Origin of the sequence: Sphingosinicella sp. BN140058 (genome assembly GCF_004135585.1) — a bacterium.
Taxonomy (GTDB): Bacteria; Pseudomonadota; Alphaproteobacteria; order Sphingomonadales; family Sphingomonadaceae; genus Allosphingosinicella.
Window position 1 is genome coordinate 4,663,025 of the sequence record NZ_CP035501.1, and the last position, 20,550, is coordinate 4,683,574.

General features: G+C 64.1%; 11 protein-coding genes. 7 read left to right on the forward strand and 4 right to left on the reverse strand.

From position 1 onward, the window contains the following. Positions 1-8: 8 nt before the first annotated feature. The gene (locus tag ETR14_RS21050; protein WP_129388529.1) at positions 9-1,022 is read right to left on the reverse strand and encodes a LacI family DNA-binding transcriptional regulator; all 1,014 of its coding nucleotides are present in this window, start codon (positions 1,020-1,022) and stop codon (positions 9-11) included. Between ETR14_RS21050 and ETR14_RS21055 the strand changes: the two genes are divergently transcribed. From ETR14_RS21055 to ETR14_RS21070, 4 genes are all read left to right on the forward strand, one after another. Next, a complete protein-coding gene (locus ETR14_RS21055; protein WP_243455614.1) occupies positions 1,021-2,613 on the forward strand; it encodes an MFS transporter in 1,593 nt (530 codons plus the stop codon). The two genes, ETR14_RS21050 and ETR14_RS21055, sit on opposite strands and share 2 nt — an antisense overlap. 217 nt (positions 2,614-2,830) lie before the next feature. Beyond that, the gene (locus ETR14_RS21060; RefSeq protein WP_243455615.1) at positions 2,831-6,280 is read left to right on the forward strand and encodes a TonB-dependent receptor; all 3,450 of its coding nucleotides are present in this window, start codon (positions 2,831-2,833) and stop codon (positions 6,278-6,280) included. A 119-nt stretch (positions 6,281-6,399) separates the two neighbouring features. Then, positions 6,400-8,418: a glycoside hydrolase family 97 protein gene (locus tag ETR14_RS21065; protein WP_129388532.1), complete on the forward strand. Its 2,019-nt coding sequence runs from the start codon at positions 6,400-6,402 to the stop codon at positions 8,416-8,418. Positions 8,419-8,598: 180 nt separating this feature from the next. After that, positions 8,599-8,874: a hypothetical protein gene (locus ETR14_RS21070; RefSeq protein WP_129388535.1), complete on the forward strand. Its 276-nt coding sequence runs from the start codon at positions 8,599-8,601 to the stop codon at positions 8,872-8,874. Between the two features lie 106 nt (positions 8,875-8,980). On the opposite strand, the gene ETR14_RS21075 is transcribed toward ETR14_RS21070, so the two are convergent. After that, positions 8,981-9,436 (reverse strand): RidA family protein, encoded by a 456-nt coding sequence (locus tag ETR14_RS21075; protein ID WP_129388538.1) that lies wholly within the window; start codon positions 9,434-9,436, stop codon positions 8,981-8,983. 312 nt (positions 9,437-9,748) lie between these two features. Here ETR14_RS21075 and ETR14_RS21080 point away from each other — a divergent pair, with 312 nt between their 5' ends. Then, a complete protein-coding gene (locus tag ETR14_RS21080; protein WP_243455616.1) occupies positions 9,749-12,622 on the forward strand; it encodes a TonB-dependent receptor domain-containing protein in 2,874 nt (957 codons plus the stop codon). 358 nt (positions 12,623-12,980) lie between these two features. Beyond that, positions 12,981-13,472, forward strand: a complete 492-nt coding sequence (locus ETR14_RS29365) for a S9 family peptidase (RefSeq protein ID WP_243455617.1) — start codon at positions 12,981-12,983, stop codon at positions 13,470-13,472. Here ETR14_RS29365 and ETR14_RS21090 read toward each other — a convergent pair. Both ETR14_RS21090 and ETR14_RS21095 read right to left on the reverse strand, forming a co-directional pair. After that, positions 13,376-15,172: a DUF885 family protein gene (locus ETR14_RS21090; RefSeq protein ID WP_129388544.1), complete on the reverse strand. Its 1,797-nt coding sequence runs from the start codon at positions 15,170-15,172 to the stop codon at positions 13,376-13,378. The two genes, ETR14_RS29365 and ETR14_RS21090, sit on opposite strands and share 97 nt — an antisense overlap. A gap of 45 nt (positions 15,173-15,217) precedes the next feature. Continuing rightward, positions 15,218-18,055: a DUF5695 domain-containing protein gene (locus ETR14_RS21095; protein WP_206185885.1), complete on the reverse strand. Its 2,838-nt coding sequence runs from the start codon at positions 18,053-18,055 to the stop codon at positions 15,218-15,220. Between the two features lie 134 nt (positions 18,056-18,189). On the opposite strand from ETR14_RS21095, the gene ETR14_RS21100 reads away from it, so the two are divergent. Then, on the forward strand, positions 18,190-20,526 hold the full coding sequence (locus ETR14_RS21100) for a glycoside hydrolase family 127 protein (protein WP_243455618.1): 2,337 nt from the start codon (positions 18,190-18,192) through the stop codon (positions 20,524-20,526). The last annotated feature ends 24 nt before the right edge of the window (positions 20,527-20,550 follow it).

Below are 20,550 nucleotides of genomic sequence, written 5' to 3' on the forward strand. Positions count from 1 at the left end.
CCCCCCGCTCAGCCGCCGCAGGATTCGCGAACGATCAGTTCGGTGGGCAGGCGCTTGGACTGGGGCTGGGCGCTCGGATCGAGCACTTGCGCGACCAGCAGGCGGCCGGCTTCCTGCGTGTCCTGGCGGATGGTGGTGAGGGTGGGCGTGCTGAGGCGGCTGAACAGCATGTCGTCGAACCCGATCACCGACACGTCTCGCGGCACTGCGCGGCCCGCGCGGCGGAGCGCACGAATGGCGCCGAGCGCGATCAGATCGCTGGCGGCGACGACCCCGTCGATCCGGTCGCCGCGCTGCAGCAGCCCGCTGAGCGCGGCGTCGGCGGATTCGAGTTCGAACTCGACAGGCAGAAGAAGCATCGGATCCTCGTCCAGGCCGCTCTCCTTGAGGCCGTCGAGATAACCGCGGCGACGCTGCTGCGCCTCGGGATCGCTGCCGCCCAGAAATGCGATCCGCTTGCGCCCGAGCCGCGCCAGATGGAGGGTGGCCCGGCGGCCGCCGAGGCGGTTGTCGGAGCCGATCGAGCAGTAACGCTGGCCCGGCATCTGTGCGCCCCAGACGACGAAGCGCGCATTGGTGTCGACGAGCTTGTTGAAGCCGTCGTGCAGCATGCTCTGGCCGAGAAAGATCACGCCGTCCGCGCGGCTGGTGGTGGTGGTCAGCACCAGATCCTCGTAGCTGACCGGCGCGGTGTGGCTGACGGTGAGGTCGCAGTCCCGGGCGCGCGCCGCTTCGCCGATGCCGGCGAGCAGTTCGAGAAAGAAAGGGTGGGAGAGGGGCAGCGGCGCAGCCCGCATGTGCGGCGTGACGATGACGATCGAGCCTTCGGCGCCGATCGGCGCGTGCGGCATGCTCTGCTTGAACGGGTAATTGTGCTCGCGGGCGAGCGCCCAGATGCGTTGCTTGGTGCGGGTGCTGATCAGCGCATGATCGTTGAGCGCGCGCGACACCGTCGACGGCGAAACCCCGGCAAGAGTCGCGAGATCCTGGAGCGTGGTGCTGTTGCTGCTATTGGTGCCCATGTTACCCAGTTCGGAAGCGGCCCGTCACGGACGTCAATTGCACATCGAGAGGCAGGCATTGCAAGGGTCGGGGGAGAAAAGCGAAGCGGCGCAGGCAATCAGGACGCCGCTGAGCCGCGGTCAGATCCTGAACATGTGCTGCGGTCTCTTCGGTGTCCAGGTCGTCTGGGGGCTGCAGAACGTCAACACCAGCCGAATCCTGCAGACGCTCGGCGCGCGGGTCGACGAACTCGCCATTCTCTGGATCGCGGCACCGATTACGGGGCTGCTGGTGCAGCCGGTGATCGGCTATCTGAGCGACCATAGCTGGGGACCGCTCGGCCGTCGGCGCCCCTATATCCTCGCCGGCGCAGTGCTGACCGCGGCGGCGCTAATCGCCATGCCGAATGCCGACAGCCTGATCATCGCCACTTTCATTCTGTGGCTGCTCACCGCGTCGATCAACGTCGCCATGGAACCGTTCCGGGCGCTCGTCGCCGACAACCTGCCCCAGGCGCAGCGGACGACGGGCTTCGCCGCCCAAGTCTTCTTCATCGGTCTCGGCGCGGTCTTCGCGGCGGCCTTGCCCTGGATGCTCACCCACTGGTTCGGTCTGAGCGGCCAGGCCGAACCCGGCCGATTGCCCTTGTCGGTGCGGATGTCGTTCGCGATCGGTGCGGCGGCCCTGTTGGCGACGGTCGGGTGGACCGTCTTCGCCACACGCGAGCGGCCGCCCGAATGCCTCGACTACGATCCGGACGCTGCGCACCATCATCCGATACCGAGCTCGACCGGCGCCGCCACCTTGAAGCGGAGCGGCGCCCTTTGGATCGCCGGCGGGTGCCTGCTCGGCTTCGGCGCGGTGCGCAGCGGCTGGGGACGCGAACTCGAGCTCGTCGCCGGCATCGCAATCGCCTTCGGGCTGCTTCAGATCGCCGCCGTGCAGCTGCGGCGGGCGGGACAAAGCTCGATCGGAATGATCGAGATCGTCGAGGACATCCTGCACATGCCGGCGGTGCTGCAGCGTCTCGCCATCGTCCAGTTCTTCACCTGGTTCGGGATGTTCGCTTTGTGGGTCTATGTCATCCCGGCGGTGGCTGCCCGGCATTACGGCACGACCGATCCGCAATCGGCCTTGTACGGCGAAAGCGCCGACTGGGTCGGCCTGCTGTCCGCGGAGTATAATGCGGTGTCGGCGCTGGTGGCGCTCGCCCTGCCCAGCGCGGCGCGTGTGATCGGGCGTCGCGCCACCCACAGCTGCGCACTGCTGCTCGGATCGCTCGGCTTCGCCGGCTTTGTCCTGATCGACGTGCCCGGCCTGTTGTGGATTCCGGCGATCGGCATCGGCTGCGCCTGGGCGTCGATCCTGTCGCTGCCCTATGCGATGCTCGCCGACGCGGTGCCACCCCGGAAGATGGGCGTCTATATGGGCGTCCACAACATTTTCCTGGTGCTGCCGCAACTGGTCGCCGCAGCGTCCCTCGGCTTCCTGGTGCGCTGGATGTTCGGCGGCGAGGCCATCCTGACGCTTGCGCTTGCCGGCGCGTCCCTGGCGGCTGCGGCGTTGCTCACGTTCGCCATTCCCAACCAAGAAAACGGCCCAGGCCGCTAGTGCGAACCCGTGCAACATAATGCAACATTGCATCGCTATGTAAGGAGCATTCTGCACTCCTGAACGGTTGTTATGCAAAAAATGCCTTGATCGCCATGCAAGATTGCGCAATCCTGTTGTTGGTCACGGGGCCGGTCGGTGTGCGGAGTCGCGTTCCCGACCGTGCGGAGAGTGGCCGTTCGAACCGTCGAAACAGGCGGGCAGCAGGAGGGATATCGTGAAGGCATTTCAGCCGAATTGCGCCAGTGTCATGCTCCACGCGGGCGTGTCGCTTCTTGCCCTGATTGGAGGCGGCAGCGCCGTTCAGGCGCAAGCTACCGAAACCAGTAACGAGGCTGTGGCGGCACAGGCGCAGCAATCCTCCAATTCAGGCACGCGCGACGTGGCAGCAGAGAGCGGCAGCGACGACGAGATCGTCGTCGTCGGCGTCCGCAACGCGCTTGGCACGTCGCAGGACATCAAGAAGAATTCCGACACGTTCGTCGACTCGATCACCGCGACCGACATCGGCGCATTCCCGGACAAATCGGCTGCCGAGGCGCTCGCGCGGGTTCCGGGCATCACCGTCAACCGCCTGCAATCGGCCGACGACAGCACCCATCCGTCGGGCGAGCCCACCGGCGTGCTGATCCGGGGCCTGACCCAGGTGCGGACAGAGTTCAACGGCCGGGAAAGCTTTTCCGCGGATTCGGCGCGGGGCCTCCAGTTCAACGACGTGTCCCCTGAGCTGCTCGCCGGGGTCGATGCCTACAAGAATCAGACCGCCGAGATGATCGAGGGCGGCATCGCCGGAACGGTGAACCTGCGCACGCGCCTGCCGTTCGATCAGAAGGGGCTGCTCGTCACCGGCAACTTTCGCTACAATTACGGTGACGCCTCGGGCCGCTGGACGCCGGAATATTCGGCACTGATCAGCAACGTCTTCGAGACCGAGATCGGGCGCTTCGGCCTGCTCGCAAGCTATGCCCATAGCCATGTGGTGACGCGGACCGAAAGCGTCATCATGGACAAGATCGATACCTATTGCACGTCGGGCTTCGGCACGGCGGCCGCCGGCAACGTCAACGCGGACGGAAGCATCAACTGCACCGGCAATCCGTTCGGCGGCACCGGCTTCGCCTTCGCGCCCGACGGCATCCGCTATTCGCAGGTCGATTACGATCGCAAGCGCCGCGGCATCGCGCTTGCCGGGCAGTTCGAGAATACCAGCGGAAGCCTGCTCGCCAGCGTCCAATATATCGATTCCCATTATCGCAACGGCTGGTTCGAACGTGCCAGCCACGTCATTCTGGACGGCAATTACTTCGGCACGCCGGCGTTCAATCCGCGCACGTCGAGCGTGCTCGGGCCGGCGCCGGGCTCCCCGGCACTCGTCTTCGGTGCCGACGGGATGCTCGAATCCGGCACGCTGACTCAGCCGCACGGCAGCTTCAACGGCACCTATGAGAGCCTCCAGTCGGCGATCAATGCCGGCTCCGCCGTTCCGGGCCTGCCGTTCGTCAATTTCTGCGGGGAGGGGGCGAATTGCGCGACCCTGCGCGACGGCCTTTATCTGCAGAACGAGGCGCGCAACTTCGCCCACCGGGAGGGAACGCGCGATCTTTCCGGGAACATCAAATGGGAGGTGAGCGATCGTCTGCGGGTCAATCTCGACGCGCAATATATCGATGCATCGACCTACAATAACGACATCCTGGTGGCCGCCGGCTCGATGGCCAATTTCGACTATAATGCCGAAGGCGGCGGGCCGCCGCGCGTCACGTTGCTGCCCGGCTCCAACGTCAATTACGCGGCCGGCGGGCTCGCCAATCCGCACAATTACTGGATCCCGTTCATCCAGGGCCATGTCGAGGACAACGATGCCAACGCGCTCGCGCTGCGCGGCGACGCCGAATATGATTTCGGCGACGGCGGCTGGCTGGACTCGCTCAAGATCGGCGTGCGCCACGCCGACCGCAAGCAGACGGTACGCTATTCCACGTTCAACTGGACTCCGGTTGCGGCGAGCTGGAATTGCAACGGGCCCGGCTTCAATGCCGACAACACGACCGGCGGCGCCTATCCGACCAATACGCCCAATTGCGCCAACAATGCCGGCCATCCGGATTTCGCCGGCTATGGCGCGGGCATCTGGGAATCGTACCAGATGGACGATTTCTACAATGGCGAGGTCTATCCGAACGGCGAATTGGTCTATCTCAATCGCGCCACGCTCAAGGACTTCGGCGGACTCATCCAATCGCTGAGCGGGGCAAACACCCATTCGCCCCTGCTGCCCGGCTACACCGCGATTTGCGACCGTGCGGAGGCGACCGTCGACGACTGCTTCACTCCGGGAGAGGTGCTGAAGGTGCGCGAGCGCACCAACGCCGCTTATGCGATGCTGCGCTTCGGCGGTGACGACCGGACGATCTTCGGCGGCGTCAGCGTGGTCGGCAATGTCGGCCTGCGCGTCGTCCGGACCCGCGAGAATAGCGAAGGCAGCCTGGCCTTTCCGGCGGCGACGATCTTCGCCAATCTGCCGGCCTGCGGAACACCGCTGTCCGGCACCGCGATCGTCAACCCGAGCTGCTATCTGACGCTGGCGATCCGCGCCTTCGCCAATGGCGGCGTGACCCCCGACAGCTTCAAATCATCGTACACGAACTGGCTGCCGAGCTTCAACGTACGCTTCGGCCTGGACGACAAGAACTTCATCCGCTTCGCTTATTCGAAGGCGATTTCACGGCCTGATTTCGGCTACCTGCGCAACACGGTTGCGATCAATGCGCCGGTGATCAACACCGGGCCGGATTCACCCTATATCGTCTACAATTCGCCGACGGCCGCGCATGTCGCCGCCAATGTCACCGGCTACAATTTCGTCTTCCAGGCGGACTCCGGCAACGCTGCGCTGCGGCCGATCAAGGCCGACCAGTTCGATCTATCGTACGAACGCTATATGGGCCGGAGCAGCTCGCTGACGCTGACCGGCTTCTACAAGAAGCTCAACAACAGCATCAGCTTCGGCCAGTTCGACCGCATCTTCACCAACAACGGATCGACCCAGACGGTGCGTGTGCTCGGCCCGAGCAACGCAGACGGCGGCGGTGAACTGCTCGGCTTCGAAGCGGCCTATCAGTCCTTTTTCGACTTCCTGCCCGGTATCCTGAGCGGCCTCGGGACGCAGCTCAACTACACCTACGTTCACCAGTCGGGGATCAACAATTCCAACCTGCTGAACGCCTCGTCGAGCGGCAATGTCGGTGCGGTCGGCGCCGGGCAGCCGGCGCTCGGCGGCACCGGATCGGTGATCGATTCCCACCGCCTGGCCGGCATCTCGACCCACACGTTCAATGCCGTCGCCTTGTACGAGAAGGGGCCGATCGGGTTCCGTCTCGCCTACAATTGGCGCTCCCGCTACCTGACCCAGAATCTCGATTGCTGCATCGGCCTGCCCGTGTTCCAGAAGGCGGCCGGATATCTGGACGGATCGCTCCGTTTCTCGATCAACCGCTTCCTCGAGCTGTCGGTCGAGGCCAGCAATCTGCTCAACACCAAGAGCGTGTATCAGCAGCAGATTTTCGGCGACTCCCCGGCGACGCCGGGCGCTACTCCGGTCTACCGGGATTCCGCGTGGAGCCGGGTCGACCGCCGCTTCCAGTTCGGCGTGCGGGCCAAGTTCTGACGTCTCCCCTGGCGCCGCCGTGCCAGCTCACGGCGGCGCGCTTTTTCGGGCGAGACAAAGCCGTCAGCGCCGATCTTCCGAGCACATATTCTCATCCTCTTCAGCAGCGGGTCCGCTCCATGTTCCTTCGCACCGTCATTGCCACGATGTTCCTGTCCACGTCGGCAGCGGCGCATGCCGTTGCAAGCGAATGCGCCCAGTCGCCGAACAAGGTGATCGAAGTCTGCGTCTCGATCGAAGGCGGGAATGCGATCTATTCGATCAATCGGCTCGGCACGCCGGTGCTGGGCGCTTCGGCGCTCGGGCTCAGCTTCGTCGGCGAGCCGGCGGCGCGCTACACCGCGCTTTCGAACGTGCGCAGATCCTACAAGGACGGCAAATGGGAGCAGCCCTGGGGCGAACAGCGCGAGATTCGTGACAATCACGTGGAGCTGGCCGCAACCCTCACGGGCGACACGCCGCTCAACCGCGCGGTGGACGTAATCTTCCGGATCTTCGACGACGGCGTCGGCTTTCGCTATTCCTATGGGCAGATCCCGGCGGGTCAGAAGGTTGAAGTGCGCGGCGAGCGCACCGAATTTCGCCCCGCGGGTGCCTACCAGGCCTGGTGGTACGAAGCGTTCGGCCAGGAGCGCGACGAGTATCTCTATACGCAGACGGACTCGCGGCGGATCACGATCGCGGAGAGTCCGCTGACCCTCAAAGGCGACAACGGCCTCTATCTGTCTTTTCACGAGGCGGCGCTGATCGATTTCCCGAGCATGCTGCTCGCCGGCGATGGTACGGGTGCGCTGAGCGCGCGGCTGATGCCCTGGCCCGACGGCGTGGCGGCGAAGCGCACCGGCGCGTTCGTCACGCCGTGGCGGACGATCCTGATCGGAACCAGCGCGGCGGCGCTTGCCGACAGCCGCATCGAGCTCAACCTGAACGCGCCGAACGTGCTCGGCGACGTGTCGTGGGTGAAGCCCGGTAAATATGTCGGCATCTGGTGGGAGATGCACCTCAACCGGTCGACCTGGGCGAGCGGTGCCAAGCATGGCGCGACCACGGCCAACACCAAGCGCTATATCGACTTCGCCGCCAAATACGGGTTCGACGGCGTGCTGGTGGAGGGCTGGAACCAAGGCTGGGACGGAGACTGGACCCAGAATGGCGACAAGTTCAGCTTCACCAAGGCCTATCCGGATTTCGATCTGAAAGCAGTGACGGATTATGGCCGGACCAAGGGCGTCAAGCTGATCGGCCATCACGAGACTGGCGGCGCCGTCGTCAATTACGAGAACCAGATCGAAGACGCGATGCGGCTCTACGAGAACGTCGGCGTCTCCGCGGTGAAGACGGGCTACGTCAAGCATAGCGGCACGATCCTCGACCGCGACGACGGCCGGCAATGGTTTGCCGGGCAATATATGGTGCGCCACAATCTCATGGCCGCCGAGACCGCAGCACGCCACCGGATTGCGATCGACGCACATGAGCCGGTCAAGGACACCGGCCTTCGCCGCACCTGGCCGAACATGGTCAGCCGTGAAGGGGCGCGAGGACAGGAATTCAACGCCTGGGGGCGCCCGACCAACCCACCCGAGCATCTCACAATCCTGCCGTTCACGCGCATGCTCGCTGGCCCGATGGATTTCACGCCCGGCATTTTCGACCTGACCTTTGGTCAGACCGAACTCACCCATCGGGTCCAGTCCACCCTGGCGACCCAGCTCGCGGAATATGTCGTGCTCTACAGCCCGATCCAGATGGCCGCCGATCTTCCGGAGAATTACGAGAAGCGGCTCGACGCGTTCCAGTTCATTCGGGACGTCCCGACTGACTGGGAGGTTTCCCGCACGCTGCAGGCGGAGATCGGCGACTATGTCGTCGTCGCACGTCAGCCGCGCGGCGGCAGGGACTGGTTCCTCGGTGCGATCACCGACGAGAATGGGAGGAGGCTGGACCAGCCGCTCGATTTCCTGAGCGAGGGCAAGCGCTACCAGGCGGAGATCTATGCTGACGGAGCCGGGGCCGATTATCGCACCAATCCGCATGCCCTTCGCATCGAACACCGGATCGTGACGAGCCGGGATCATCTGGTTCTCGACCTCGCGCCCGGCGGAGGGGCGGCCATCCGTTTCAAGGAAACCGACTGAATCGAGGATGCCGAGCGGCCCGCCCGAGCGTTTCAGTTCCGCTGGTGCAAGAATGGGTGCCGCTGATGCCATGCCGCGGCAATTGGGTGCTGGGGGATTTCCGTTATTCTGTTCGGCGCAGCCCGCGGAGCCGGGAGCAGCAGGAGAATGATGATGAAATCCGTGTTCATTGCCGCAGGAATGGCGGCCGCCTTCGCTATCGTCGCGCCGCAGGAAGCCCAGGCGCGCTATTGCTGCAAGAGTCATCCGGCGATCTGCAAGTCAATCTGCGGAAGCGTATGCTGCGGCGACAACAAGGCGCTTTCGGCGGGATGCCAAGGTGCCGATCTGTCGAAGATTCCGACGGCAAGCCTGCAAGGCGAGCTGAAGGCGGCAGCGCGCAATCCCGAGATGAGCAAGCTGCTCAAGGCCGAACTGGCGCGCCGGACGGCGCTTCGGGCTGCGCCTTCCAAATAGGCGCGCCGAGTCTCGCCTGTCCGCGATTTAGGTCCCGCTTGCACCGCAGGTCGGAGCCAAAAGCTTCGACCTGCGGCAATCAGCCTTCGATGGCGGGTGCGTTCGCTCAGCGCTGCGGCGCTCTTGCTATGCACTCCACCTCGACGAGCGCACCCATGGCCAAGCCGTCCGCACCGAACGCGCTGCGGGCGGGGAGGGCACCAGGCTTGAAGTAGGTGACATACACCTTGTTGAACGCCGCCCACTCGGCCATATTCTCGATCATCACCGTGCACTTGAAAACGTCGTTCCACCCCGCGTCTGCCGACGCGAGAACGGCTGCGATATTGTCCATCGCCTGCCGCGCCTGAGCCTCGATGCCGGCGGGCAGGGTGCCGTCCGGGCGCAAACCGATCTGCCCCGAAAGATAGAGCGTGTCGCCGACACGCACCGCGCTCGAAAAGGGCAGTGGACTGCCGCTCACTGCAGGTGCGGGATAATGGGTGAGCGGCACTTTCGCCGCGGAGGGTATCGCGCCCGCAGCGATGCCGAGGCTCCCCATGATGGCAAACCACCTCTTCATGTTCGCTCTCCCTGGTTCCTAGCCTTGCTTACCATGACAGCTCTGCGTCTCAACGTTGCTGTCGCGGGGTCCACGCGCCACATCTACCCTGTCCTGGCAGCCTTTCCGCAGACGCAAGGCATCATCACCGTGCGGCCAAGCCAAATCGTATAATATATTTGACATACGATAGTCATTCATGATCCATGTCTCCCATACCCAGAGAACGACAAGGGGAAGCACATGGCGTATCGGAACCGCACTCGCTTGCTGCATAGATCCTGTGCAGCAATCGCCCTCATCGCCGCCGCGTCGGGCGCTGAGGCCCAAACTGTGGGGGCGGCCGATGCCGATCCTTCCGCTGACGCAACCACAGCGTCGCTCTCGAGCGCGGCGGAGGCAGCTCCCGGGGAAAATATCGTCGTCACCGGCACGCGCCTTCAGCGCCCCGGCCTCACCAGCAACAGTCCGATCACGGCCGTCGATGCCGGCGAGATCCGGCTGCAGGGGGCGACCAACATCGAGAACGTGATCAACCGATTGCCGCAGGTCACGCCCGATGCGAACGAGAACGTCTCGAACGGCTCCGACGGCACTGCCAAGATCAACCTGCGCAATCTGGGCAGCAACCGGAACCTCATTCTGGTGAACGGGCAGCGGCTGCTGCCGATCCAGGCGACGGACGTGAATCTGATCCCCGCCGCGCTCGTCAAACGGATCGACCTCGTCACCGGCGGTGCGTCTGCGGTCTATGGTTCCGATGCCGTCTCCGGCGTCGTCAACTTCATCATGATCGACGATCTGAACGGCGCCAAGCTCGACGTCCAATACGGTTTCTCCGCGCACCACAACACCAACGATTTCGCCCGCGATATCGTCAGCGCCAACGGCTATTCGAATGCGCTCAACTCTCCCGTCGACGGGCAGAAGTTCGAAGCCACGCTGGCGCTCGGCGCGAATTTCGCGGATAATCGCGGCAACGTCACCGCCTATTTCGGCTATCGCGACGTCAAGCCGATCGTCCAGGCGAACCGAGACGTTTCCGCTTGCGCCTTCGACCCGGCGGGCGAGGGCAATTCGACGCTGACCTGCGGCGGATCGAGCAACAACCCCTTTGGCCTGTTCCAGCCGCTGACCGGACCCAATGCCGGTCTGCGCTTCAACAACACGCGTGACGGCGAGCGCAGCTGGGTGCCGTACGACAGCAGCTTCCGGTACAACACGGCGCCGCTCAACTACTTCCAGCGTTCGGACAAACGCTACGTCGCCGGCGCGTTCGCCCATTACGAGGTGACGCCGGCGGCAGAAGTCTATGGCAGCTTCATGTACATGGACGATCACACATTCTCGCAGGTCGCCCCGTCCGCCCTGTTCCAGGGCACCACCTTCACGATCAACTGCAACAATCCCTATCTCAGCCAGCAGCAGGGGCAGGCCCTGTGCGGCGGCGATTCCGGGACGTCGGCGACGCAGGACCTGTTCATCGGCTATCGTCCAGTCGCGGGCAATGCCAAGCCGCGCCGCGACGATCTTCGCCACACGGACTTCAGGGTGACCGGCGGCCTGCGCGGCGAGATTGCGGAGGGCATACGCTACGACGTGAATGGACTGTTCTCGTCCGTGCTGTTCAACGAGAATTATCAGAACGACATCGATCCGGCGGCGGCCAATCGCGGCCTGCAGGTGGTGAACGTCAACGGTGTGCCCACCTGCACCTCCGTGATCGATGGCACCGACCCCGATTGCGTGCCGCTCGATGTCTTCCGCTACAACGGAATCAGCGACGAGGCCTTCGACTACATCTACGCCCCCACCTTCACCCGCGGGCTCGACAAGGAACTGGTCGTCAGCGGCACCGTCACGGCCGATCTGACGTCCTATGGAATCAAGAGCCCTTGGTCGGACGAGGGGATCGGCGTGGTGCTCGGCGTCGAGCATCGCCGCGAAAGCCTGAAGTTCGAGGCGGATGCGTTGGCTCAGCAGAAGGGGACGCAGGAATCGCAGGGCAAGTTCGACGTCACGGAAATGTTCACAGAAGTCAGGCTGCCGATCGCCTCCGGCCGTCCGTTCCTGGAAACGCTTGCGCTGACCGGCGGCTACCGCCTCTCCGACTACAGCTCGATGGAAAAGAAGATATCGACCTACAAGCTCGAGTTCGAATATGCGCCGGTCAAGGACATCCGCTTCCGCGCCAGCTACAATCGGGCGATCCGGGCACCGAACATTTCCGAGCTGTTCGCGCCCCAGCAGATCGGCAACGTCTCGGCCCAGGATCCCTGCTCGGGGCCGAATCCGACGGCGACGCTTGCCCAATGTCAGCTGACCGGGGTTACGCAGGCGCAATTCGGCCGTATTCCGGAATGCCCGAGCGAGGTCTGCAGTGCCCAGGGCGGCGGCAATCCCGGGCTGCGGCCCGAGGAAGCGGATACCTATACCGCCGGCATCGTGCTTGCGCCGCGCTTCCTGCCGCGGTTCAACCTCTCGGTCGATTATTTCAACATCAAGGTGAAGGACTATATCAGCTCGGTTCCCGCCTCGCTGATCATCAGCCAGTGCTTCGCCACCGGCGACCCGTTTTTCTGCGGTCTGTTCACCCGCGATCCGCGTTCGGGGGTGCTGTTCGGCGAAGCGGGTTACGTCGAATCGACGACCCAGAATACCGGTTCGCTCAAGACATCGGGTATCGACATCGGCGCGAACTGGTCGACCAAGATCGCCGACAAGGTCGCCGTCGACGTGTCCTTCGTCGGTACCTGGCTCAACGAATTGCTCAACGAGCCGCTGCCGGGCCTTGGCGCCTATGACTGCAAGGGCCGGTTCGGACCGACGTGCGGCCAGCCGACGCCGGAATGGCGGCATCAGGCGCGCATCACGCTTTCGGATGCCAATCGGATTGGCTCGGTGTCGCTCAACTGGCGCTATATCGGCGGGACCAAGCTCACCAACAATACCGACGATCCGTTTCTGACCGGGCCTTCCTACGTCATCAACAGCAAGATCAAGGCCTATAGCTACTTCGATCTCGCGGCTTCGGTGGAGGTGAAGGAGGGCATCGCCTTCCGGTTCGGAGTCAACAATCTGTTCGACAAGGACCCGCCGGTGATAGCCCAGGGGCTGCTCAGCGCGTTCGGCAACGGCAACACCTATCCGGGCGTCTACGACATTGCCGGCAGAAGCTTCTTCGCGGGCCTGTCCGCTGCCTTCTGATTTCGGAAAAGCTCCGCGCCTGGCGCGGAGCTTTTCCGTCGGCCATTCGGCCTCGAGCGGTCCGACCCATGAACCCGCGCTCTCCGCTTCTGGCCGCATTTGCTCTCCTGGTGAGCGCGGCAGCCCCGTCCAAACAGCCCGACCGCGCCGCCGTCGATCGCTCGGTTCACCTTCGTGAGGATCGGCGCTGGCTGACCCGCGATATTGCCGACAACGTGGTTTGGGACGGACGACGGCAAGCGCTTCGTCTATCGAAAGACGATCGCGGGCGGGTTCGCCTTCGTTGCGGTCGATCCGGTTACCCTTCAGGAAATCGTCGCCCTTCGACGCCGGTCGGCTGGCGGCGGCGCTCGGTACGGTGACAGGCGGGATCAGCTGGAACGCGCAGTGGCTCGGCTGGCCGGTCGATCAGAGCTATCTCGATGCGTCGGGAGTCGTGCATGCGGACAAGTTGCAGGGGCGGTTGCTGATGATCGTCGGCGAGCAGGACAGCAACGTCGATCCCGCCTCCACCCTCCAAGTCGTCGATGCATTGATCAAAGCGGGGAAGGACTTCGAGCTGCTCGTCGTTCCGGGCGGGAGCATAGCGTCGGCCGATCGAGCGGACCGATCGATTATGTCCAGCGCCGCCAATTCGATTTCTTCACCCGACCGCTCGGAAAATAGGCGCGGATGCCGCGACCGGCACCGCCGCAGCGGCAGCGCCGGCGCCCAGGACGAAACGGCGGTCGAACCCCGCTCTGCGGTCCGCCGTCACGATTGCGGCCAGGGTGCCGGGTTGCGGCCGCCTGCTGCGATGTATTCGTCCAGCACGCGCTCCAGGGTCGGCAGTGGCACCGACCCGAGCTGAAGGATCACGTCGTGGAAGATGCGCTGATCGAACTTGGTGCCGAGCGCCTTTTCCGCCTCGGCGCGCTGACGGCGGATCTGCAGTTCGCCGAGCTTGTAGGCGAGCGCCTGCGCCGGCCATGCGATGTAGCGATCGACCTCGGTGGTGATCTCATGCTCCGAGAGGGCGGTGTTGTCCCTGAGGTAATCGATCGCGCGCTGTCGGCTCCACCCAAATTGGTGAATGCCGGTGTCGATCACCAGTCGCGCCGCCCGCCACATCTCGTAGGTCTCGCGGCCGAACTCGTCATAGGGCGTCTCGTACATGCCGAGCTTGGTGCCGAGCCATTCCATGTACAGGGCCCACCCTTCGCCATAGCCGGAGAAGCCCGCCGCCTTGCGGAAGTCCGGGCGCGCAGGGGCTTCGAGCTCGAGGGCCGCCTGAAAGCTGTGGCCCGGCGTGCCTTCGTGGAGGGCGAGCGCGGTCAACGTGTAGAGCGGCCTGACCGGCAGGTTGTAGGTGTTGAATAGGCAGGCTTCGAGGCCGCCCCGGCCGCCCGTATAGATCGGAGCGAGTGCCGGCGGTACCGGCAGGATGCCGTGGCGGAAACGCGGGATCGTGCCCACGATGCCCTTCAGCCGGTAATCGGCGCCTTTGACCGCATAGGCGGCCTTCGCCAGCAATTCTTTCGGCGTGCGCGCATAGAAGCGTGGATCGCTGCGCAGGAAGGCGAGGAACTCCGGCATGCTGCCCTCGAAGCCCGACGCTCGCCGGGTGGCCTCCATGTCGGCACGGATGCGGGCGACTTCCTTAAGGCCGATGGCGTGGATCTGCTCGGCGGTAAGATCGAGGGTGGTGAACTTGCGGATCAGCGCCTGGTAATAAGCCTTCCCGCCGGGCAGCGAGGTCGCAGCGATATCCTCTCGCGCCCTCGGCATGTACTCGGTGCGCAGAAAGGCCAGCAGCTTCCGATAAGCCGGAATGACGCGTTCCCGGATCGCGGTTTCGGCTTCGGCGCAGATGCGAGCGCGATCGGACTCGGCCATGTCTTCCGGCATGGCGGCGATGGCAGCCCAGTAGGGATTGACCTCTCCGGGCTGGAGGTAGGGTTCGGCCGATTTGTCCCGTCCGGCCGTCGCGACTCGAGGCACGGTGAAGCCGCGCTTCAATCCGGCCCGCATGTTGGCGATCTGATCGTCGAAGTAGCGCGGAATATCGTTCAGCCGGCCGATATAACGGCGATACTGGTCTGCCGTCTCGAAGCCGTCCCTCGGCGTGTGGCTCGTCCAGAAGAAGGTGTCGGCGTTGAACGGTGCCTCATAACTTTTATACTCAGTATCGGTGACATTGCCTTCGATCGTCGCCCGGAGCACCTCGGCGTTGATCCGTTCCTCCCGCGACAATGCTGCAACGTCGATCCCATCCAGTTCCCGAAGCGCCGCTCGCCAGTAAGCAAGTCGTGTCGCCTGGCTGGCGGCGTCGACGCGCGGCAGATGATCCTCATTGTTGCCACGTTCACCGCCAATCGGGACGTGCCCGAATTCGCGTTGTCGCCACGCCCATTCGCGTTCGTAGAGTGCGCGCAGTCGGGCGTCGGCCGTGGCTGCGGTGGATAGGATCGGCACTTGGGCGTGCGCAGTTGCCACTCCAAGACAGAGGACGATCGCGAGAGCGGAGGCGGCACGGCATGTGCTCCGAGCCGCGCGTTCAGTGTCAATCATGCAACCTCCTCGTGACCGCCAGATTTTCTGCTTCTCCAGGGCCGATCATTGCGGGGTGAGTACCAGGCGGGTGGTCCTTGCGCCGAGCGGAACGGTATAGGCGCCGCGCTCCTGGCGGCCGCGATCCGGGCGGTAATGCGGACCCGCCGCGGTCGTCCTCTCGATCACCAGGCGCGCCGTCGGAGTCGCGGCGTTTGCCGGATCAAGGCTTAGTTCGATCGTGCCGGTTGCGGGCGTGTAGGCGGCCGAGGCAATCTTGCCGGCTTCGAGGGTGAGCCAGGCGCCGACCGGAGCGATGAAGATCCGACTCCGCGCACCGTCTTTCGGCGCAATCATGATTTTCCTGCCTTGCTCCAGCGCAGTGCCGCCGAAGCCGATCCAGCCAAAGGTCGGATGATCGACCAAATAGGTGGCGGCCGCATAAACGTGGCCGAAATAGCCCATGCCGTAGTCGCCGCTATAGGGATCCCAGTCCATCCGATCGGGCCAGGAATGGAAACCGGCCGACGAGAAGCCCTCCCGGTCGACATTGGTGATGCCGCCCATCAGCCCACCGTAGGCGACGCGGAGCAGATGGAGATCGGACGGATCGGCCCGAAACGCGTCGAACAAGGGGATGGCGTTGAGCGTCGAGCCATAATGATGGATCTGACGTTCGATACGCGGATACTTCCCTGCGTAGAGGAAGTCCCAGTAGCGACGTGCATTGCCGTTATAGCCCCAGTTCGGCAAGCTCGGATCATATCCCAGGATCACCTCCCGAGTGGTGTCGGCCTGGTGCTGCCAGCCGAAGTACCGCATCCATGCATAGACTTCCGGCTGTCCGGTGGAATCCCACGCCATCTCGCTGCCGAACGGATAGCGCAGCGTTCGCCAGTGCTCGGCGCGGCGCCGCATCAGTTGCTCCATTTCCGCGGCTTGGGCGGCAAGCCCTTCGCGTTTCAGATCTTTCAGGATGTCGACGAAGACGTCGCCTTCCATTTGGCCGAACTGGGCATAATGCGGCGCATCGCGCATCATCGCGACGCTCGTCTGGAACGCGTGCTCCAGATACCAGCGCCAATCGTGGTGGCGGACCAACCCGTGATGGTTGCGCGCGAGGCGGTAGAGAACCCAGTGACCGGCGGCGACGTGCGGGTAATTGTAGGAGCGGCCGAGATCGTCGGCCTGCTCCTTTTTCCACGAGGCCCAGCTGGTCCAATCCCGATCCTTGTCGTAGACGCCGGGGAACCTCATTGGGTCGTAGTAGAACAGGCTTTTCCTGACGCCGCCGGCATGGGGTCCCTCCGCAATCTGGAGCTTGCCGAGGATGGTTTCGTCGATCAGGCGTTCCAGCTTGGCGATCTCGGCCGCATTCGGGTTGTCGAGCTGCTTCATCACCGCGGCCAGCCAGCTGCCTCCGCCGCCCTCGTCACTCATTCCGGCGATCCAGACGCGCTGATCCTGGGTGACGATGCGGCTGGCCTCCCGATCATAGGTGAGGATGGCGGGGGCGCGGCCGAACGGATCGCGCGGGTCGTCGAACCATTGCCGGGTCGTCGCGAACCGGCCGAGATCGGCGTGTAGCGCCTCGAGCGGCTTGGTGATGAAATAGTGGAGGGTGCCGACGCTACCGTCCGCATAAGAGATGGTGAGTCGGGCACGGCCCCATCCACTGCTCTTGATGGCATAACGCTGCCAGCCGTCGACGCTGCCGGACGCGGTCGCCGTGAGCGAACCGGCTGGATGGCTTTCGATCCGGGCCACCTTGCTCGAACTCTTGAGGAACAGCAGGCCCGACTGGTCGGTCGGCAGGACGTAGCCCGGAATGCCGACGGCGACCGGGCGGCTCTGATCCGCCAGTGTCTGTTCGATCGCACGGATCGCCGGTGCCTGAACGAAGCGGATGCCGATCGTGCGGCTCTCTCCCGGCGCCAGCGTGAAGCCGGTCGGCACGTTCCATTGCTCGCCCGCGCCTTTCCATTCGCGATCGGCAAAGCCCTTGCTGGCGACCAGCCAGTCGTAAAAGCCCTCCGATGTCTGCGCACGCGGCGAGCGGTCGTTGAACACTGCCTTTGGCGCTTCCTTGGCCGTGGCGATCGGCACGTACGCCTCGAGCGGAGTGCCTTTCTCCGGGATTACGAGCAGAGCCGGGCCCTTGCCGTTCAAGCGGGTGACCTGAAGATAGCCGGAGTCCATCCCCACATACGGATCGACGAAGACCGCTTCGGCATGCGCCTCTTCCAGAGTTCGATCGGTGATGATGTTGTCGAACACCATCGGCATGCCGAGCGCCCCGACTTCGACCGGTTCGCTGCCGCGGTTGGAAAGGGTGAAGCGAAGCGCAAGTACGCCGCTCTCGTCCAACCAGCGGCGCTCGACCGTCAGCGGGACATCATCGCCCATCGAGGCCGTGATATCTGCGGCCGCCAGGACGTAGCGATTCCCTTCAAGCCTATGGACTGGCCGCCTTTGATGTGCGGAGGAGAAATCCCGCCAACGGCCGCCGGCGGTGCGCGCGCGCAGATGAAGGTCGCCGATGTGGACGTAACCGTCACCCGTGCGCTCGGCGCTGCGCCCGCTGGGCACGAAATCGAACGCGGTCTCGGCGGCAGGAGAGAGGCGGGCGAGGGTTCCCGTCCCGGCATCAAGCGCGACCTCAAACGCGCCCACCCGGCGGCTTGCGCTGGTGGCCGCGCTTGCCGAGGTAATTGCCGCCGCAACGACCCCGACCGGCGCGGCGACAATGAGCAGCGCCGTAGCCGTGAACCAGCGTGACCCACGCATTCCGACATTCTCCATTCGCAGCTGTGATGCGACATTTTTAGCCGCGCCATTATGGTGAGCACGAAGGTTTACGACGTCAAGATAAATTATATCGTATATTATCCGAAGGGGTTCCATAGCTTTGGCGTTGACCGTCGCATCCTAGTTCTGTAATATCGTATACGGTATTTTCAAGGAGTGGCTGGATGTTGGTGACGAGCCGCCGAACTTTGCTGATGACGGGCGCCGGGATGGCGCTCTTGCAAACGGCCATGAACGCTGAGGCCGCCCTTCCGCGGACGGCTTTGCCACGCCGCCTGAAGCCGCTGCCGCTCTCCGCCGTTCGACTGACGTCATCCCCCTTCGCCACGGCGGTTGAAGTCAACCGCAAGTATCTGCTTGCTCTCGACGCAGATCGCCTTCTGCACAATTTTCGCAAATATGCCGGGCTGACGCCCAAGGCGCCGATCTACGGCGGGTGGGAGAGCGACACCATCGCCGGCCATACGCTCGGCCATTATCTGACCGCCCTGGTGCTGACCCACGCGCAGACCGGCTGCGGCGAATGCCGCCGGCGCGCGGATTATATCGTCAACGAACTCGCCGACGTGCAGGCCAAGCGCGGTGACGGCTATGTCGGAGCGCTCGGCCGCAAGCGCAACGACGGGTCGGTGGTCGACGGAGAGGAGATATTTCCCGAAATCATGCGCGGCGAGATCCGATCCGGCGGATTCGATCTCAACGGCTCATGGTCTCCGCTCTACACGGTGCACAAGGTCTTCGCCGGCCTCCTCGATGTTCATGCCGGCTGGGGAAACACGCAGGCGCTGACCGTCGCGACCGGACTCGGCGGCTATTTCGAACGTGTCTTCGCCGCACTCGACGACGCCCAGATGCAGGAGGTTCTCGGCTGCGAATATGGCGGGCTGAACGAGAGCTTTGCCGAGCTCTACGCCCGGACAGGCGAACGGCGTTGGCTCACCGTCGCAGAGCGGCTCTACGATCGCAAGGTGCTCGATCCGCTCGCTGCACGTGAGGACAAGCTCGCCAACTTCCATGCCAATACCCAGGTGCCCAAGCTGATCGGTCTGGCGCGTTTGCACGAGCTGACCGGAAAGCCGGGCTACGCCACCGCCGCGCGCTTCTTCTGGGAGCGGGTGACGGGCCATCACAGCTTTGTGATCGGGGGCAATGCCGACCGCGAATATTTCTTCGAGCCCGATACCGTCGCCAATCATATTACCGAGCAAACGTGCGAGCATTGCAACACCTACAACATGCTCAAGCTGACCAGCCACCTTTATGAGTGGCAGCCGGATGGCGCGCTGTTCGACTTTTACGAACGCGCCCACCTCAACCACGTCATGTCGGCGCAGGATCCCGCGACCGGCGGCTTCACCTACATGACCCCGCTGATGACGGGCATTCCGCGCGGCTATTCCGCTCCCGACGAAGACAGCTTCTGGTGTTGCGTCGGCAGCGGCATGGAGAGCCACGCCAAGCATGGCGAAGCAATCTTCTGGGAAGGGGAGGGCGGCCTGCTCGTCAACCTCTACATCCCCGCGACCGCGGAATGGAAGGCGCGCGGCGCCTCGCTCGGCCTCGACAGCAATTATCCATATTCTCCGGAGAGCCGGCTGACCCTCAACAAGCTCGCAAAACCCGGGCGGTTCGCGATCGCATTCCGGGTGCCCGGCTGGGCGAATGGCCGAGCGTCGATCGCCGTCAACGGAAAGCCCGTTTCTCCGCCGATGGCGCAGGGATATGCCGTAATCGAGCGTCGGTGGAAGGCAGGTGACGTCGTGTCGATCGCACTGCCGCTCGAACTTCGCATAGAATCGACACCTGGTGATCCGGACACGATCGCCTTCGTGCGTGGTCCGATGGTGCTTGCTGCGGATCTCGGCGCCGCGCCGACCGGCAAGTCCGGGCGGGACGTCGAAGGCTATGACGGCGTCGCCCCCGCCATGGTCGGGGACGATCTGCTTGCCGCCTTCGCTCCGGTCGAGCCCTCGCGCGGCATCTACCAGGCGCGCGGCATCGTTCGGCCGGCCGATCTTACCTTTGTTCCGTTCTACAGCCAGTATCGGCGTCGCAGCGCCGTCTATTTCAAGCGTTTCTCGGATGCGAGCTGGGTCGCGGAGCAAGCCGCCTTCCTGAAGGAGCAGGCGCGTCAGCGGGATATCGCCGCGCGCTCCGTGGACGTCATGCACCTTGGCGAAATGCAGCCGGAGCGCGATCATTCGCTTGTCTCGGAAATCTCCTATCCCGTGACGTACAGGGCGCGGCAGGGGCGCGACGCGCGCTCCGGCGGCTATTTCGAATTCACGATGAAGGTGAGGCCCGGTCCGCTCATCCTGCAGGCGAGCTATTGGGGCGACGAGCGGCGGGTATCGTTCGACATCCTGGTCGACGGCGTGAAGATCGGCAGCCAAATTCTCGATCACGACAAGCCCGGCAGCTTCTTCGACGTCGAATATCCGGTTCCCGAAGCGCTCACCAAAGGCAAGACATCGGTCAAGGTGAAGTTCCTGCCGCACGATCGAAGCCGCGCCGGCCCCGTGTTCGGCGCGAGGATTTTCACCGCCAAACCGCTCCCCACGGCGTGACTGGGGCTGCTGCCGACGCTGGCG

Bases quoted from the DNA above. Each gene is read 5' to 3' on its own strand.
- ETR14_RS21055 (WP_243455614.1), top strand. From the start codon at position 1,021: ATGTTACCCAGTTCGGAAGCGGCCCGTCACGGACGTCAATTGCACATC.
- ETR14_RS21100 (WP_243455618.1), top strand. From the start codon at position 18,190: ATGAACGCTGAGGCCGCCCTTCCGCGGACGGCTTTGCCACGCCGCCTG.
- ETR14_RS21095 (WP_206185885.1), bottom strand. From the start codon at position 18,055: ATGGAACCCCTTCGGATAATATACGATATAATTTATCTTGACGTCGTA.
- ETR14_RS21090 (WP_129388544.1), bottom strand. From the start codon at position 15,172: ATGATTGACACTGAACGCGCGGCTCGGAGCACATGCCGTGCCGCCTCC.
- ETR14_RS21050 (WP_129388529.1), bottom strand. From the start codon at position 1,022: ATGGGCACCAATAGCAGCAACAGCACCACGCTCCAGGATCTCGCGACT.
- ETR14_RS21075 (WP_129388538.1), bottom strand. From the start codon at position 9,436: ATGAAGAGGTGGTTTGCCATCATGGGGAGCCTCGGCATCGCTGCGGGC.
- ETR14_RS21065 (WP_129388532.1), top strand. From the start codon at position 6,400: ATGTTCCTTCGCACCGTCATTGCCACGATGTTCCTGTCCACGTCGGCA.
- ETR14_RS21070 (WP_129388535.1), top strand. From the start codon at position 8,599: ATGGCGGCCGCCTTCGCTATCGTCGCGCCGCAGGAAGCCCAGGCGCGC.